We start from the raw sequence: 15,232 nt of genomic DNA, 5'->3' as shown, positions 1-15,232 counted from the left end.
GACCTTCTGGGGGCCTATAGCTCAGTCGGTTAGAGCAGAGGACTCATAATCCTTTGGTCCACGGTTCGAGTCCGTGTGGGCCCACCACCTTCAAAGCCGCGCACTGCGCGGCTTTGCGCTTTCTAGGGTAGTGGCCTGATAAACGACTCCATGGCCAAAAGGTACAAAGTCGGTACAGTACTGGTTAGCCAGTTTGCCTTTGGAGTCCTTATCTGATGGCAACAGTCGTCCCCCCTTCCCGTGGGCCGCAAAACGGATTGGCCGACCAACGAAAAAACCTTCCGCACCAAGCGCGACGCCGAAGACTGGGCACGCCGCACCGAAGACGAGATGGTACGCGGCGTGTACATCCAGCACTGCGGCTCCGAGCGCATGTGACCTGCCCCCATTTTGTAGCCCGAGAGCTACATGTCCCTGCATCAAATTTTATCGATGCCCAAGGGGTACGGCCGACCTCTGTCCACAAGGTTTTTGACGTGCTGAAACAGGCGCTTTAGCTGACTCAGTCACCCTGAACAGGCATGCTCATCAAGCTATCAACCCAGCTTGAGAATTAGACAGTGAGCCGAATAGTTGCCATTATCGGCTCACAAAATGAGCCGAATAGGCTCTCTAATCGGCTCATGAATATCCCTTATGAACGACCCACTCTGGATCTGGCAGCAGCCCGACTGGCCGCAGTTCAACTGGCAAGCCGAAGCGCTTGCACCACTGCTGCGCTCCTGTAGCCAGGCTCAGGGTCGTTTGTTAGGAATGCTCGGTGCCGTGGGGAGTGACACCGAAGTGCAGAGCAGCCTGGATGCCATGCTGCAGAACATCGTCACCTCTTCAGCCATTGAGGGAGAGCAACTGAATGTCGGTTCGGTGCGCTCATCACTGGCACGGCGACTGGGATTGCACGAAGAAGGTCGAACCACCTCTCGCTCCGAAGGCCTGGCGGAACTGCTGCTCGATGCCACCCACGCACATCAAGAGCCGCTAGACGAACAGCGACTGTTCACCTGGCACCGTTGGCTATTCCCCACTGATGAGCAACTGCTGACTCGACCGCTACACATCGGTGCACTGCGTGGCGAAGAGCCCATGCAGGTGGTTTCCGGTCGCATCGACCGCCCGACAGTCCATTTCGAAGCCCCTCCCCGCGCGGGGCTGGAAGCGCAACTGGCGGACTTTCTCGCCTGGTTCGAGAGCAGCCGCCGCGATGCCAGCCTCGATCCCTTTCTGCGCGCCGGCATCGCACATTTCTGGTTCGTGACCCTGCACCCCTTCGACGACGGCAACGGTCGCCTCACCCGCGCTATCACCGATCTGGCATTGGCTCAGGGTGAGCAGCAAGCCATTCGCTTCTACGCCATGTCTGCGAGCATCCTCGACGACCGCGCCGGTTACTACCGCATTCTCGAAGCAAGTCAGAAAAGCACGCTGGATATCACCAACTGGCTGCAATGGTTTCTCGCGACGTTGCTCAACAGCCTGGAGCAGGCTCTTGCTCGTATCGACCGCGTGCTGGTCAAGGCGCGCTTCTGGCAGGCACACCGCAGCCAAACCCTATCGGCGGAGCAAGTCAAAGTGCTTAACCGCCTGCTCGATGGCGGCGAAAGGGGTTTCGAGGACGGAATCAGTGCCGCTCAATACCAAGCTGTGGCCAAGGTTTCCAAAGCCACCGCGACCCGCCACCTGAGCGACCTGCTGGAAAAGGGCTGCATCGAGCGACTGCCCGGCAGAGGGCGTAGCACCCGTTACCAGATAGCACGCTGAGCGCCTGCACCGGGCTCATCAGTCCTTGATGCGTCATCGCGCCATAGGACAATGGTCGCGCCCCCCTTGAGCCATTGAAATCAATTAGCCATTATCCGAATCAGTGCCAGGCAACTGGATTTCGGCACATCTGCTCGCCCAGCCATCAAGCAGCTCTGCTCAAGGAAGAAAATGGATTACAGCCCGATAGTCGCCCAGGCCTGGGGCATGCTGACCTGGTTTATCCCGGCGGCCCTGCTGATCGGCCTGCTCAAATCTCCCTGGGCCAAGGGGCAGATCGGTGAACTGCTGGTGCGCCTGTTCGCCCACTGGCAGCTGGACAAGCAAATCTACCGGCGCCTGCACAACGTTACCCTGAACACGCCAGACGGCACCACGCAGATCGACCACGTATTTCTCTCGCCCTACGGCATCTTCGTGCTGGAAACGAAGAACATGACCGGCTGGATCTTCGGCAGCGAGAAACAGGCCCAGTGGACGCCGAAGCTCTACAAACGCATCTTCAAATTCCAGAACCCGCTACGGCAGAACTACAAGCACCTCAAAGCTCTGGAAGCCACCCTGGGCGTCAGCCCCGAGCATCTGCACTTGGTCATCACCTTTGTCGGCGGCAGCACCTTCAAGACTGAAGTGACGGCCAACGTCACCAAAGGCATCTGCTTTATTCGCTATATCCAGTCATTCCGGCAGCCGGTATTCAGTGAGGCGGAAGTGAACGGCATGCTGCACGCGCTGCAAGCCAGCCGCTGCGCGCCAACCCTCGCTACGCACCGCGAGCATGTACAGAACCTCAAGCGGCGCAGTTCTGGGGTTGCTCGGCGCTTCCCAAATGCCGGGCGATGCAGGGGCTTTGAAATGCATGTGAAACAGGAAATCGTGGTCTATGCCCTATTGCCCAAGCTTTATAAACGGGAATATTGACTAGCCAAGAAAATTTATCTAATAAAAGATTTAAGCGAACACAAGGATAATGAAAATGCGTGGATCGGTATGGGGAAAATGGGACATTCACTTACACAGCCCACTTACAAACCTGAACAATCAATTTAAAGCTTCAACAATTGATGATTACGCAAGAAAAATAGCGGAAAGTGAGCTATCGCTAGTCGGTGTGACTAATTATTTTTTCTTCAAAGAAAATGAGCTTGAGCTCGTTAGGAACGCTCTGAGGCAATTAGACTGCAAAACCGAAGTTCTTGGCAACTTGGAATTCAGAATAAGCCAACCCAACAAGGAGGGAGAGTGGATAAACATCCATGTTATATTTTCAGAACACGTAACAACAAAAGAAATAAATGCATTGCTTTCCAAATTTGTAATAACCAATACGACTGACAGCGGAAAGAGCATATGGTGCTCAGAGGAATCTTTCAGAGAACATGATGTAAAAATATCCGAAGTAGTGGTAGACACTAAATCACTGCTCAACCACCTTGAAGGAAGCTTGCGTCTTGGCCAAGATTTCTTAGTAGCAATATGCCCGTGTGGTTACGGTGGTTTCCAACCTGAGAGAAATGAGGGCCGTTCAGTCGCAATCGCGAAAGAAATCGACAAGGTAGGCCAAATTGTCTTAGGTAGAGATAGAGATAGAAACTTCTTCCTGAGAGAAGAAAGATATGACGGCGCAACTGCAAAACCGGTCTTTGTTTGTTCGGATGCACACAACATTGAATCTGTGGGGACTAAATATACATGGGTCAAAGCCAGCCCGAGTTTCCAGGGGTTAAAGCAGACAGTTTTTGAACCAAGTGACAGAGTACAACAGACTGACAACTTCACTGAAAAAACATTCGTAAAGCCGTACTTTAGTAGAATATCCGTCTCAGGAAAGATATTTAAAGGCGAAGAACTCCGATTTCAAGAGCAGAGCATCCCACTAAATCCAAATTTAGTTGCCATCATCGGAGGGCGAGGCACAGGAAAAAGCGTATTCCTAGACTCAATGCTGTCGAGACTAACCAACCAAGCCAGCACTGAAAGAGTTCGTCAAATATCCGTAGAGAATTTATCAATAACCCTAAATCAAGGCGGTGCTTTCGGAAAAGAAATAGAGTTCGATGATCTAACAAGTGACGCCTACTCCTACCTACATGTATCACAAGGAGACATTCATAATTTCAGCAAAAACCCTAACTCACTTAGCCATGAAATCAAAAGAATGCTCGGCATCCGAGAGGAAGAGTTTGATAGTGTAACCACTCAAGAGCTATCAGAAAATCTTGGTGCCTATAGAGATTTTATAGACTTTTGGCTTACAACTGACCAAAACGGGCAGCCTATAAATACGCCAGAATATCAAAAAACAATCATAGACAGGAATACGCAACTAATAAGCACCTTGACCAGCGACCAAAACAAATCATTAATAGCAAGGTACCAAGAAAACACGAGCCAGATAAACTCGAAAGCAAACTTTATAACCACGTCAAATGAACTAAAAGCACTCATAGAGCGCACACTAAAACAAATCAACGAGCGAATCTCCGACTACAATAGCCTTGCTGACGCTAACATTAAAATCATTCAGATAGATGCAGGAAACGCCTTACTCGGACTAGCTGAAAATATTGAATCGGCGAACCAAGCTTCCGAAAGGCTTAAGAGTTCAAACGACGAAATAAAGGCTGAGTTTGCTAAACAAGGAATAAACCAAGACATCTCATCTCTACTTTCAAAAGTAAACGAATATCAATACTCGATAGACCAAGCCAAGCAAAAGCTAACTGAAATAAATGACCGCACTGAGCGATACCACACGCTGATTAAAAAGCGCGCTGAACTTTCAGCGACTTACGATATATACGTCGAGCAGAATAGGATGTCTATTGACTCAGCCTTTGGTGCGCTGCAACAGACCAACCCAGAGTGGAGTGAGGAGCAAAATAAAATCGTTCAAGACATACTTAAAAGCATAAATATATCGGGAGAAATATTGTTTGATGACGAAAGATTTTACTCAGGCTTAGAACAGTGCATCAATAAAGGAAAATTTAGATCCTCTGCAGAAAAGACCACTAGACAAAAACTTGAAGAAACTTTCAATGTTTCAGATAGACATTCATTATTCAAATTGCTAACCGGCCAAAAAATCATCTTGCTAAATGGAGAGCCAAGTAGCATAGAAGATTTCTTCTGGAAGGATGAATATTTCAACCAAGGAGGACGATATGAGCTAATGAACTATCTGTTTAGCCCAAGATCAATTAAGAATTACCTCTATGTTAATGCGGAATTTACCTACAAAGGTAGACCAGTAAACAAACTTTCAGTCGGGCAGCGGGGAACATTTTATGTTTGCCTGAAATTAGCAACGGATCCATTCGGCAGCCCCTTTGTTTTCGATCAACCCGAGGATGACTTAGACAATGAATTTATTGTTTCAGAACTCGTCCCACTCTTCAAATCGATAAAAAAATATCGACAAGTTATAATTGTCACTCATAACGCAAACTTGGTAGTTAACTCAGACGCAGAGCAAATTTTAGTCGCAAATAACGATGGCGAGCTAATATCATACTCTTGTGGCGCTCTCGAAGATGGAGACGTCAAGAATGGCGATGGAATAAAAGCGATGGTATGTCGTATTCTGGAGGGCGGCCACACTGCGTTCGAGAATCGAGAAAAGAAATATGGAATAATATAAATATTATTTGGCTGCTTGTGTTCAGCAACCTTCACTCGCGTCACCTCTGGTTACGGAGCTATAGATGCAGGCAGCATCCTTCATCCTGAAAATAATGATTAGCTTGCTTTGAGGTTTCTGAGGTACAAAAAACAGTACACTGTCGGTACAGTGCCCAGCTTTTACAGATTTCTCACAACTTCGCTCAAGCCCAGTAACGACGCTGCCTTCAGCTTATTTTACTTGCGTTGAGCTGCTCACGGTTTTGCTGGGCCTGCAGCGTTTCGAGGCAACTCATAATCCTTTGGTCCACGGTTCGAGTCCGTGTGGGCCCACCACCTTCAAAGCCGCGCATTGCGCGGCTTCAAGCTTTTTGGTCTGCCCCGCCCCGAGTGCCTTCCAGCGGCTGGCCATCTCCCCTTACCGCGTTTTCGAGCGTGGTCAGCTCGCTGATCTTTCCGAGTGCGCTAGCCAAACGTCTGCATAAACGGAACGGCACATTGCCTGATTGCCGCGAACACATGCGGGGCCTGCTCGCACAGCTCAGTTGAGCGGGCCAACAGCCGCTCCGTGCTTGCAACTGCTTGCGGATCACTTCTGTTGGCCGAGCTACATCGCAGACCTGGGCGAACTCCAGCAGCCCCTGTCGCGAGGCAAAGAGGGGCTTGTTGCCTACGACATCCAGCGCCAGTACATCTTGCGGGATATAAGCCGTGGTGTTGACGATGTCGTAGGCCGGTGCCAAGCGCAATTCGCAGCTGTGTTGGCGGCAGGTTTCCAGCACCTGCCGATAGGTCTCTACCGTTGCACCGGCGAGCCGTGCTGCAGGTCACAGGCTTTGGTATGAAACGCCCCCCCACTGCGCGATCAATCGCAGGGTGTCGGCGGCAGCAGCGCAAGTTTCGGCGAAGGCGAACTGGCGCTGGCGGAGCGGAATCCGATGGACGTGGCGGCTCTGTTCGCCGCCTGAGCGTGGGAAGGCACTTATCAGGCACTTCCGAAGGCACTACCGGACGATATCGATTCCATCGCCAACGCGGTAACTTCGAAGTACCTAAACCTTCATGAAACTGCAACTTCCAACTCGATCGACAGCTCTGGAAATACATCCTCGGTATTTTCCAAGACCCTAACCAAAGTCTGGATCGTTTCGTCACAGGAAACGCTGGAGCGCCTATTCCAGAGCGCTTCGAACAATCGGTAAAAATAAAAACAAAATAATCAGACGCAGTTCAAAAACAACCAGAACAGATAGTTTTTCCGCCTTTCCCAACATGCTCCTCTCGCCTTGACTCGTTCGATGCAGCGGATCGCCCATGCGTATTTCCGGCATTGTCCGAGGCCCATTCCCTGTTCGACGCGATACCCGGCGCACCCATAACAATATGCCGCCCTCCACGGGCCGATAGCGCCAGTTGTGAGCCTGTCCACCACTGCATTTCCCTCACTGCAAGGAGAGAACATGAGTCGCTCACCCATCCCTCGCCACCGAGCGTTGCTGGCCGGTTTCTGCCTGGCGGGCGCGCTGTCCGCCCAGGCGGCCACCCAGGAAGAAATCCTCGATGCGGCACTGGTCAGCGGGGATTCCTCGCAACTGACCGACAGCCACCTGGTCGCCCTGCGCCTGCAGCAGCAGGTCGAGCGCATCCGCCAGACCCGCACCCAGTTGCTCGACGGTCTCTACCAGAACCTCAGCCAAGCCTATGATCCTGGCGCCGCCAGCATGTGGGTCCTGCCGGCCAACCCGGACAATACCCTGCCCTTCCTCATCGGCGACAAGGGCCGCGTGCTCGCCAGCCTGAGCCTGGAGGCCGGCGGCCGCGGGCTGGCCTATGGCACCAACGTGCTCACCCAGTTGAGCGGGGCCAATGCCGCCCACGCGCCGCTGCTGAAGCGGGCGGTGCAGTGGCTGGTGAACGGCGACCCGGGCGCGGCCACTGCGAAGGACTTCAAGGTCAGCGTGGTCGGGGTGGACAAGACCGCCGCCCTCAACGGCCTGAAGAGCGCCGGCCTGCAACCGGCGGACGCCGCCTGCAACGCGCTGACCGACGCCAGTTGCGCCAGCACCAGCAAATTGCTGGTACTGGGCAACGGCGCCAGCGCCGCTAGCCTGAGCGCCACGGTGCGCGCACGGCTACAGGCCGGGCTGCCGATCCTCTTCGTGCACACCAATGGCTGGAACCAGAGCAACACCGGCCAGCAGATCCTCGCCGGCCTGGGCCTGCAGGAAGGCCCCTACGGCGGTAACTACTGGGACAAGGACACGGTGCCATCCAGCCGCACCCGGACGCGTTCGGTCGAGCTGGGCGGCGCCTATGGCCAGGACCCGGCGCTGGTGCAGCAGATCGTCGACGGTAGCTGGCGCACGGACTACGACTGGTCGAAATGCACCTCCTACGTCGGTCGCACCACCTGCGACGACGTGCCGGGACTGAGCGACTTCAGCAAGCGCGTCGATGTATTGAAAGGCGCCCTCGACGCCTACAACCAGAAGGCGCAGAACCTCTTCGCCCTGCCCGGCACCACCTCGCTGCGGCTCTGGCTGCTGTGGGCCGACGCGGTGCGGCAGAACATCCGCTACCCGATGGACAAGGCCGCCGACACGGCGCGCTTCCAGGAAACCTTCGTCGCCGACGCCATCGTCGGCTACGTGCGCGAGGCCGGCGCGGCGCAGAAGGAACTGGGCAGCTACGCCGGCCAGCGCCAACAGTCGATGCCGGTATCGGGCTCGGAGGAAACCCTGACCCTCACCTTGCCGTCGGCCCAGGGCTTCACCGCCATCGGCCGCATGGCGGCGCCGGGCAAGCGCCTGAGCATTCGCATCGAAGACGCTGGCCAGGCCAGCCTGGCGGTCGGCCTGAACACCCAGCGCATCGGCTCGACGCGGCTGTGGAATACCCGCCAGTATGACCGCCCGCGCTTCCTCAAGAGCCCGGACATCAAGCTCCAGGCAAACCAGTCGGTGGCGCTGGTATCGCCCTACGGCGGCCTGTTGCAACTGGTCTACAGCGGCGCCACGCCGGGACAGACGGTAACCGTCAAGGTAACCGGCGCGGCCAGCCAGCCGTTCCTCGACATTCAGCCGGGCGAGGACAGTAGCCAGGCGATTGCCGACTTCATCCAGGCGCTGGACGCCGACAAGGCCGACTGGCTGGAGATCCGCAGCGGCTCGGTGGAGGTCCACGCCAAGGTGGAGAAGGTCCGTGGCTCGATCGACAAGGACTATGGCGGCGACGTCCAGCGCTTCATCCGTGAGTTGAACGAGGTGTTCATCGACGACGCCTACACCCTGGCCGGCTTCGCCATTCCCAACCAGGCGAAGACTCCGGCAATCCAGCAGGAATGCGCGGTGCGCGGCTGGGACTGCGACAGCGAGACCCTGCACAAGCTGCCCGGCACCCAGCACATCAACGTCGACCAGTACGCCCAGTGCGGCGGCGGTTGCAGCGGCAACCCCTACGACCAGACCTGGGGCCTGAACCCGCGTGGCTGGGGCGAAAGCCATGAGCTGGGCCACAACCTGCAAGTGAATCGACTGAAGGTCTACGGCGGGCGCTCGGGCGAAATCTCCAACCAGATATTCCCGTTGCACAAGGACTGGCGCGTGCTCCGCGAGTTCGGGCAGAACCTCGACGATACGCGGGTCAACTACCGCAACGCCTACAACCTGATCGTCGCCGGACGCGCCGAGGCCGATCCGCTGGCAGGCGTATACAAGCGCCTGTGGGAAGACCCGGGCACCTACGCGCTGAACGGCGAGCGGATGGCCTTCTATACCCAGTGGGTGCACTACTGGGCCGACCTGAAGAACGATCCGCTGCAGGGTTGGGACATCTGGACCCTGCTCTACCTGCACCAGCGCCAGGTGGACAAGTCCGACTGGGACGCCAACAAGGCCGCTCTCGGCTACGGCACCTACGCCCAGCGCCCGGGAAACAGCGGCGATGCCAGCAGCACGGACGGCAACGACAACCTGTTGCTCGGCCTGTCCTGGCTGACCCAGCGCGACCAGCGGCCAACCTTCGCGCTATGGGGCATCCGTACCTCGGCAGCCGCGCAGGCGCAGGTGGCGGCCTACGGTTTCGCCGAGCAGCCGGCGTTCTTCTATGCCAACAACCGGACCAACGAATACAGCACGGTGAAGCTTCTGGACATGAGCCAGGGGTCGCCGGCGTGGCCGTTTCCGTGAGTCGTAGCTGAGGGGGCTGGCGCGGGGTGATGCTTCTCGCTCCGCGCCGGTCCTCATGCCCCTCTCCCCGAAGGGAGAGAGGGTCGGCCATGCCAGCGGGCAATGCCGTGCCAGGCTGGCAAGCCAAACTGTCGTTCAAGCTGAACGATCCTGCGCAATAATGAGCCCCTTCCACCAGCAAGGACCGCTCATGACCGACCGCCTTCCCTGCCGCGCCTGCGGCCATCTCATCCTCCCAACCACGGCGGCGAGGAACGACGGACTGTGCATGCCCTGCAAGGGCGGCTACCGGCAGAACATCGAGGATGGCAAGCGCTTCCACGCGGAGCGACGGCGCTACCTGGCGAGTCCGCAGGCGCTGTACTGGAGCGCGCTGGTGAATCGCGTCTACGATGGCCGCGAGGGATTCGCCGGGCTGTCGCCGGCCGAACGGAGCTACTACGCAGTGAGCGTGCTCAGCGGCGAAGTGCACAACGGCGGCTTCGACCAGTACTTCGGCAACTCCTCCGGCGACCAGTACCAGGCGGCGCGCGCGGGTCTTCGCGAATTGGAGGCGGAGGACGCCCTGGCCCTGCTGGAGCGAGCCGCCGCCCTGCTGTTCGGCGACGGTCCGGTGCCAGTCTCCCAGGCCGAACGCCAATTGCGCATGCCGACCTGGGCCGATGAACCCGACCGCGACTGCGAAGCGGCCCTGGATGCGCTGGACACGCGCTTCTACGCCCTGGCCGACGCGCTGGGCGAACGCCTGCTGGCCCATGCCCGCCACCATGCATTGTTCGCCCTGGACGAGCCCGATGAAGCCTGAATTGGATGCCCTAGAGGCCTGGCTCGGACGACCGCTGCCGGCTGCCTTCGTCGCCGCTCTGGAGCAGCACGGCGGCCGCCTCGTCGAGCCGGGCCTGCTGCTCTACGCCGCCGACGAGTTGCTGGAACGCAACCGGGCCTTCGAAACCTCTCTCTACTGCCCCGGCTACCTGGCCATAGGCGACGACAGCGGCGGCCGCGCCGTGGTGATGGCCCTGGACGATCACCGGCAGGCGCTGTTCCTGGTCGACCATGGCGCGATGACGCCGGACTGCTTCGAACCCCTGGCACCCAGCCTGGAGGCCTGGCTGGAAGCCGGGCCCTGCCTGCCCGAATGACGGAGAAACGCCCATGATTCCTTTCGGCCTCAGCCCCGAACAATTCCGCGAGCGCTACCGCCGCGACCTGCAACGCGCCGCGCCGGGCGTGATCCAGCGCCTGCGCGAGCTGCTCCGGCAACCCCTGGAGGAAGGACTGCGCGACGGCGAGATCCAACTGTTCCTCGGCGAGGACGGACGCGACGCAGCGGAAGCGTGGTTGTACCTGAATGGCGCCAGCAACCGGGTGGACGCCAGCGACCCGCGCCTGTTTCCCGGCAAGGCGCTGGACCTGGCGCTCGGCCTGGGACATGCCCCGGATTTCGACGAAGCCTATTTCGCCGACGGCTTCGGCGGCGTCGACCTGCTCGCCGATACGCTGCAAGCCTGGTTCGCCGAGTGCTGGTGGAAGGCCGGCGGCTGGGCCTGGCCGATCCCGCTGTGGCTGCACGTACACGATGGCTTCGGCGACGGCCGTGGCATCGCCCTCACCGAACGCTGCTGAACAGGGAGACCACGCATGGAACTGATCCGCAACCTGGACGATGCGAACATGGGCGAAGTGTATTGGCGCCTGTACCGGCGCTACATCAGCCTGTTCATCGAGAACGAGGCCGACGACGCCTACGCCTGGCGCTGCGCCCGAGCCCTCGACGAACTGGATGACGCCGTGGTCGAGCGGCTTTGTGCCGCCAGCCTGCGCTACCGCGCCGCGCGCCTGGAGCGGCTGGGCGAGTCTGCGGAGGAAGTCGCGCCGGCGCGCGCGGTGCTGGAACGGATCGAGCCGGGCGAGCTGATCGTGCCCGACCCGGAACAGGGCGACGAAGCGGTGATCCACCTGTCGCTGAACTGCGAATGGGACCGCGAACACGGTATGGAATGGATCGTCCGGGGCGGCGAGGTGCTCTACGTCGGCCCCTTCCACGGCGAAGACCCGTGGCGGGACTTCACCGCGAAGGAACCATGGAACTACGCCTGAGCAGGGGCCTCAACGCTTGGCGATGATGTACACCGCGTGGACGATGCCCGGGATGTAGCCGAGCAGGGTGAGCAGGATGTTCAGCCAGAAGGCGCCGCCGAAGCCGACTTGCAGGAACACGCCCAGCGGCGGCAGGAGGATGGCGATGAGGATGCGGATCAGGTCCATGAACGGAACTCCTTGGTCCAGGGTCGATACGGTGTCCGGCGCGCGAGCCGGCGTTTTTTCGCGTCACCCTATGACTGACTCCCGCCATTCGCGGAGGGTTCAACCGCAACGGTACTCGCCGCCTGTCACGCGCAGCGGTACGCTTGAGCCTACGCTCATGCGAGCGGACAACCCGCAAGGAACATCCATGTCCGACCTGCCCCCGCGTCCCGCCTTCTGGCCGTACCTGCCGGGCTACGCCCTGTTGCTGCTTTCGGTGCTGCTCTGCGCCAGCGGCAGCTACCGTTTCATCACCCCGATGGCGCTCACCGACGGCGTCGACCTGGTCTACCTCAGCCAGGGCCTGGCGCTGCTACCGCTGGGTACCGGGCTGGTCGGCCTGCTCGCGGGCTTCCTCCTGCATGTCCGCGGGCGCTGGCTCGGCGCGCTGCTGGCGCTGCTGCCGGCGACGCTGATCTGCGCCTGGAACCTGTACAACTATGCCGCCCACGGCGACGAGGCGTTGTCGCCGAGTTTCGCCCAGTACACCCAGGCGCTGCTCGGCCTGCTGCTGCTCGGCGGCGTGCTGAGCCTGGTCGACCTGCTCCACGGCAGGCCCTCGACGCTGCTGCGCAAGGGCCTGCTGGGGCTGGGCTGGCTGGCCCTGGTGGCCTGGCTGGGGTTGCTGTTCTACCTGCAGCGCCTGTACGGCCTCACTTTTTGAACTGGTCGTAGGCTTCCAGCGCGCGCAGCGAATAGACATAGGCGGCGCCGGCATTCAGGGAGATGGCGGTAGCCAGGGTCTGGGCGATTTCCGCCTCGCTGGCGCCGGCCTTCAGCGCGGCCTCGGTGTGCACGCCGATGCAACCGTCGCAACGGGTGGTAATGGCCACGGCGATGGAGATCAGTTCGCGGGTCTTGGCATCCAGGGCGCCCTCGGCGCTGGCTTCCTCCAGCGCGCCATAGGCGGCGAGCATCTTCGGGTGTTGCTTGCCCAGGGCACCGAAGGCTTTTTTCACGGCGGGGACGAACTCGGTCCAGTTGTTCAGCATGGTGATATTCTCCGTTGCTTTCGCGCCGGGAGTGGCGCGTCGGGTTACCAGTCTCGACCAGTCTGGACCGCGCCGCCTGCCCATGCGTCTCTACTTTCGACCTGATCGGCTCATCCCATGGACCCACTCGACCGGCTCATCCAGCTCGCCAACCTGCAGGGCCGCCTCGACCAGCGCTGCCAGCTACAGGGCAGCTGGGCGCTGGAGCACCCGCAAGCGGTGCCCGGCGAGGCGACCTTCCATATCGTCATGGCCGGCACCTGCTATTGCGAATTCCTCGATGGCGGTCGCCTCGACCTGCATCCCGGCGACCTGATTCTGTTGCCACGCGGCACCCCGCACCTCCTGCGCAGCGACAGCCCGGCGCAACCCTGCGAACCCACCGTAGAGCACCGCGGCAGCATCCCGCTGTACCAGTTGAACGGCCCCGGCGAGGCCCTCGACATGCTTTGCGGCAGCTACCGCTATCACGCCGGCGCCAGCCTGTTCGGCGCGCTCCCCGAGCGCCTGCTGGTGCATATGGACGAGTCGACCCAGCAGCCCCTGCGCGCGCTGATCGGGTTGATGCGCGAGGAAGCCGAGAGCACCCGCAGCGGCGCCCGCTCGATCATCGACGCGCTGGCCACCGCGCTGTTCGCCCTGGCCCTGCGCGCCTACCTGGACCGCCAACCGCTGGGCGACGGCCTGTTCGGCCTGCTGGGCGACGCCCGCCTGGGACGAGCCCTGCGGGCCATGCTGGAACGCCCGGAGCATGCCTGGACCCTGGAACAGCTTGCCCAGCAGGCGGCGATGTCGCGGGCCAGTTTCGTCCGCGCCTTCTCCGCCCTCGGCGGGACCTCGCCGTGGAACCTGCTGACCCGCATCCGCATGGAGAAGGCTCGCGGCCTGCTGCGGCAAACGCAGAAGAGCCTGCTGGATATCGCCGCCGAGACCGGCTACCAGTCGGAGGCAGCGTTTTCCCGCAATTTCCGCCAGGCCTTCGGCGAATCGCCCGGCCGTTTCCGCCGCCAGGCCGACCCCGCTCGCTGAAAGCGCTACCGGCGCACATTTCGGCGATCCGCTGCTATGCAATGTGAATGATTTTCGCAACATCCTGTACGAATTCACTGACAGTACGGCTACACTGTGCTTTCCCGGCAAGGAGGCGCGGGGGTACTTGTCGCGGCACCCACTCTCCCGCTTTACCAGTACGCCCAGGAGGCAAACATGGAATGGTTTCTGAAATGCGTGAAGGAACACTACTTCGACTTCAACGGGCGTGCCCGTCGCAAGGAATACTGGATGTTCACCCTGGTGAACATCATCATCTCCGTCGCGCTGAGCGTCGTGCTCGGCCTGATCAGTGAAAAGCTCCTGCCGATCGCCAATCTCTACTCGCTCGCCGTGCTGCTGCCGGCCCTGGGCGTCACCGCCCGGCGTCTGCACGACATCAACAAGAGCGGCTGGTGGATGCTGATCGCGCTGATCCCGATCGTCGGCCTGTACCTGATCTACCTGCTGGCCAAGGACAGCGACGCCGGCCAGAACCAGTACGGCCAGAACCCGAAGGGCATCGCCTGATTCCTTCCCGCCGGGCCGCACGGCCCGGCGTTCTCCCTCTCCCTGTTTCCCTTCCCGCCCCTGACCGGGGTTAGAATGCCTCGCTCCCACTCCGGCGCCCTGCGCCAACGCCCGCAGCGAGGTAGCCCATGCCCCACCCCATCGACGCACTGATTTCCGACTGCGACGGCGTCCTGGTCGACAGCGAGGTCATCGCCGAGCGCGTGATGTACGAGGCGCTCAGCGCCTACGCGCCGCTGGAGGAGCTGCAGCGCCTGCTGGAAGGCACCTTCGGCCTGACCAGCCGCGACATCCTCGATCGCGTCGAGAAGCACTTCGGCCTGCGCATCCCCGACAGCTTCAACCGCGAGGTGCGCCAGCGCAGCGAGGAGATGGTCGCCCAGGTCCAACCCATTCCCGGCGCACGCGAGGCGCTGCTGGCCCTGGACCTGCCCGTCGCGGTGGCCTCCAACAGCCGCCGCCACAGCCTGGAGCGCTCGCTGGCGCGCGCCGGGCTCAGCGAACTGATCGGCGAACGCCTGGCCAGCGCCGATATGGTCGCCCTGCCCAAGCCCGCACCCGACGTCTACCTGCACGCCGCCAGCCTGCTCGGCGTCGCCCCCGAGCGTTGCCTGGTGGTGGAAGACAGCAGCACCGGCACCCGCGCCGCCCTCGCCGCGGGGATGCGGGTGATCGGCTTCGTCGGCGCCGGGCACATTCCCGCCGGGCACGCCCAGGTACTGCGCGAGCTGGGCGCCATCGCCATCGTCGAGCACATGCGCGAACTGCCGGAGACGGTGGCGCGCTTGCGCCGGACAGTCTGAG

Annotated in this window: 14 protein-coding genes, 2 tRNA genes and 3 pseudogenes; 15 read left to right on the top strand and 4 right to left on the bottom strand. The window is 60.0% G+C overall.

All coding sequences use genetic code 11. The annotated features are described in order from the left end of the window. Nucleotides 1-10: 10 nt before the first annotated feature. From ACYAF3_RS14390 to ACYAF3_RS14365, 6 genes and pseudogenes are all read left to right on the top strand, one after another. Nucleotides 11-87: transfer RNA gene (locus ACYAF3_RS14390), tRNA-Ile, on the top strand. Nucleotides 88-240: 153 nt separating this feature from the next. Next, nucleotides 241-375: pseudogene (locus ACYAF3_RS14385) on the top strand (integrase); the annotation flags it as partial. A 261-nt stretch (nt 376-636) separates the two neighbouring features. Continuing rightward, entirely contained in the window at nt 637-1,758 is a 1,122-nt protein-coding gene (locus tag ACYAF3_RS14380; RefSeq protein WP_031685238.1) for a Fic family protein, read from the top strand. A 171-nt stretch (nt 1,759-1,929) separates the two neighbouring features. Continuing rightward, nucleotides 1,930-2,612: pseudogene (locus tag ACYAF3_RS14375) on the top strand (nuclease-related domain-containing protein). A gap of 122 nt (nt 2,613-2,734) precedes the next feature. Next, nucleotides 2,735-5,401, top strand: coding sequence for a TrlF family AAA-like ATPase (locus ACYAF3_RS14370; protein ID WP_073658340.1), 2,667 nt, complete (start codon nt 2,735-2,737; stop codon nt 5,399-5,401). A 249-nt stretch (nt 5,402-5,650) separates the two neighbouring features. Next, nucleotides 5,651-5,718, top strand: a tRNA-OTHER gene (locus tag ACYAF3_RS14365). 129 nt (nt 5,719-5,847) lie between these two features. On the opposite strand, the pseudogene ACYAF3_RS14360 reads toward ACYAF3_RS14365, so the two are convergent. Together ACYAF3_RS14360 and ACYAF3_RS14355 are read right to left on the bottom strand one after the other, a co-directional pair. After that, nucleotides 5,848-6,134, bottom strand: a pseudogene (locus ACYAF3_RS14360) (type II toxin-antitoxin system HipA family toxin); the annotation flags it as partial. Nucleotides 6,135-6,554: 420 nt separating this feature from the next. Then, nucleotides 6,555-6,698 (bottom strand): hypothetical protein, encoded by a 144-nt coding sequence (locus ACYAF3_RS14355; protein WP_153274318.1) that lies wholly within the window; start codon nt 6,696-6,698, stop codon nt 6,555-6,557. A 99-nt stretch (nt 6,699-6,797) separates the two neighbouring features. Here ACYAF3_RS14355 and impA point away from each other — a divergent pair, with 99 nt between their 5' ends. The 5 genes from impA (at nt 6,798) to ACYAF3_RS14330 (ending at nt 11,669) form a co-directional block, all read left to right on the top strand. After that, complete coding sequence (impA, locus tag ACYAF3_RS14350; protein ID WP_033938804.1) at nt 6,798-9,569, top strand: ImpA family metalloprotease; 2,772 nt, start codon at nt 6,798-6,800, stop codon at nt 9,567-9,569. Nucleotides 9,570-9,759: 190 nt separating this feature from the next. Further along, nucleotides 9,760-10,374, top strand: a complete 615-nt coding sequence (locus ACYAF3_RS14345) for a DMP19 family protein (RefSeq protein ID WP_003118887.1) — start codon at nt 9,760-9,762, stop codon at nt 10,372-10,374. Then, on the top strand, nt 10,364-10,711 hold the full coding sequence (locus ACYAF3_RS14340) for an SMI1/KNR4 family protein (protein ID WP_003113222.1): 348 nt from the start codon (nt 10,364-10,366) through the stop codon (nt 10,709-10,711). The genes ACYAF3_RS14345 and ACYAF3_RS14340 overlap by 11 nt, the downstream gene beginning before the upstream one ends. A 13-nt stretch (nt 10,712-10,724) precedes the next feature. After that, complete coding sequence (locus ACYAF3_RS14335) at nt 10,725-11,195, top strand: hypothetical protein (protein WP_003099612.1); 471 nt, start codon at nt 10,725-10,727, stop codon at nt 11,193-11,195. A gap of 15 nt (nt 11,196-11,210) precedes the next feature. Next, complete coding sequence (locus tag ACYAF3_RS14330; protein ID WP_023089503.1) at nt 11,211-11,669, top strand: DUF6985 domain-containing protein; 459 nt, start codon at nt 11,211-11,213, stop codon at nt 11,667-11,669. Between the two features lie 9 nt (nt 11,670-11,678). Here ACYAF3_RS14330 and ACYAF3_RS14325 read toward each other — a convergent pair whose 3' ends face one another. Beyond that, entirely contained in the window at nt 11,679-11,837 is a 159-nt protein-coding gene (locus ACYAF3_RS14325; RefSeq protein ID WP_003084988.1) for a YqaE/Pmp3 family membrane protein, read from the bottom strand. A gap of 187 nt (nt 11,838-12,024) precedes the next feature. Between ACYAF3_RS14325 and ACYAF3_RS14320 the strand changes: the two genes are divergently transcribed. Beyond that, nucleotides 12,025-12,540 carry a hypothetical protein gene (locus tag ACYAF3_RS14320; protein WP_023089504.1) on the top strand — a complete coding sequence of 172 codons (516 nt, stop codon included), beginning with the start codon at nt 12,025-12,027 and terminating at the stop codon, nt 12,538-12,540. On the opposite strand, the gene ACYAF3_RS14315 is transcribed toward ACYAF3_RS14320, so the two are convergent. Beyond that, complete coding sequence (locus ACYAF3_RS14315) at nt 12,530-12,868, bottom strand: carboxymuconolactone decarboxylase family protein (protein ID WP_003084980.1); 339 nt, start codon at nt 12,866-12,868, stop codon at nt 12,530-12,532. The two genes, ACYAF3_RS14320 and ACYAF3_RS14315, sit on opposite strands and share 11 nt — an antisense overlap. A gap of 117 nt (nt 12,869-12,985) precedes the next feature. Here ACYAF3_RS14315 and ACYAF3_RS14310 point away from each other — a divergent pair, with 117 nt between their 5' ends. The 3 genes from ACYAF3_RS14310 (at nt 12,986) to ACYAF3_RS14300 (ending at nt 15,231) form a co-directional block, all read left to right on the top strand. Next, nucleotides 12,986-13,897, top strand: a complete 912-nt coding sequence (locus ACYAF3_RS14310; protein ID WP_003117946.1) for an AraC family transcriptional regulator — start codon at nt 12,986-12,988, stop codon at nt 13,895-13,897. 177 nt (nt 13,898-14,074) lie between these two features. Further along, a complete protein-coding gene (locus ACYAF3_RS14305; RefSeq protein ID WP_003084974.1) occupies nt 14,075-14,428 on the top strand; it encodes a DUF805 domain-containing protein in 354 nt (117 codons plus the stop codon). Nucleotides 14,429-14,556: 128 nt separating this feature from the next. Continuing rightward, a complete protein-coding gene (locus tag ACYAF3_RS14300; protein WP_016252915.1) occupies nt 14,557-15,231 on the top strand; it encodes an HAD family hydrolase in 675 nt (224 codons plus the stop codon). Nucleotide 15,232 lies beyond the last annotated feature (1 nt).

Source organism: Pseudomonas sp. TZ252, from assembly GCF_056110345.1.
The sequence above is the reverse complement of the archived record's forward strand: the minus strand, read 5'-3'. Positions and strand labels throughout refer to the sequence as shown.

Excerpts from the sequence above, each read along its gene's own strand:
- ACYAF3_RS14380 (WP_031685238.1), top strand. The coding sequence starts at position 637 with ATGAACGACCCACTCTGGATCTGGCAGCAGCCCGACTGGCCGCAGTTC.
- ACYAF3_RS14370 (WP_073658340.1), top strand. The coding sequence starts at position 2,735 with ATGCGTGGATCGGTATGGGGAAAATGGGACATTCACTTACACAGCCCA.
- ACYAF3_RS14355 (WP_153274318.1), bottom strand. The coding sequence starts at position 6,698 with ATGGGCGATCCGCTGCATCGAACGAGTCAAGGCGAGAGGAGCATGTTG.
- ACYAF3_RS14345 (WP_003118887.1), top strand. The coding sequence starts at position 9,760 with ATGACCGACCGCCTTCCCTGCCGCGCCTGCGGCCATCTCATCCTCCCA.
- ACYAF3_RS14340 (WP_003113222.1), top strand. The coding sequence starts at position 10,364 with ATGAAGCCTGAATTGGATGCCCTAGAGGCCTGGCTCGGACGACCGCTG.
- ACYAF3_RS14335 (WP_003099612.1), top strand. The coding sequence starts at position 10,725 with ATGATTCCTTTCGGCCTCAGCCCCGAACAATTCCGCGAGCGCTACCGC.
- ACYAF3_RS14330 (WP_023089503.1), top strand. The coding sequence starts at position 11,211 with ATGGAACTGATCCGCAACCTGGACGATGCGAACATGGGCGAAGTGTAT.
- ACYAF3_RS14325 (WP_003084988.1), bottom strand. The coding sequence starts at position 11,837 with ATGGACCTGATCCGCATCCTCATCGCCATCCTCCTGCCGCCGCTGGGC.
- ACYAF3_RS14320 (WP_023089504.1), top strand. The coding sequence starts at position 12,025 with ATGTCCGACCTGCCCCCGCGTCCCGCCTTCTGGCCGTACCTGCCGGGC.
- ACYAF3_RS14315 (WP_003084980.1), bottom strand. The coding sequence starts at position 12,868 with ATGCTGAACAACTGGACCGAGTTCGTCCCCGCCGTGAAAAAAGCCTTC.
- ACYAF3_RS14310 (WP_003117946.1), top strand. The coding sequence starts at position 12,986 with ATGGACCCACTCGACCGGCTCATCCAGCTCGCCAACCTGCAGGGCCGC.
- ACYAF3_RS14305 (WP_003084974.1), top strand. The coding sequence starts at position 14,075 with ATGGAATGGTTTCTGAAATGCGTGAAGGAACACTACTTCGACTTCAAC.
- ACYAF3_RS14300 (WP_016252915.1), top strand. The coding sequence starts at position 14,557 with ATGCCCCACCCCATCGACGCACTGATTTCCGACTGCGACGGCGTCCTG.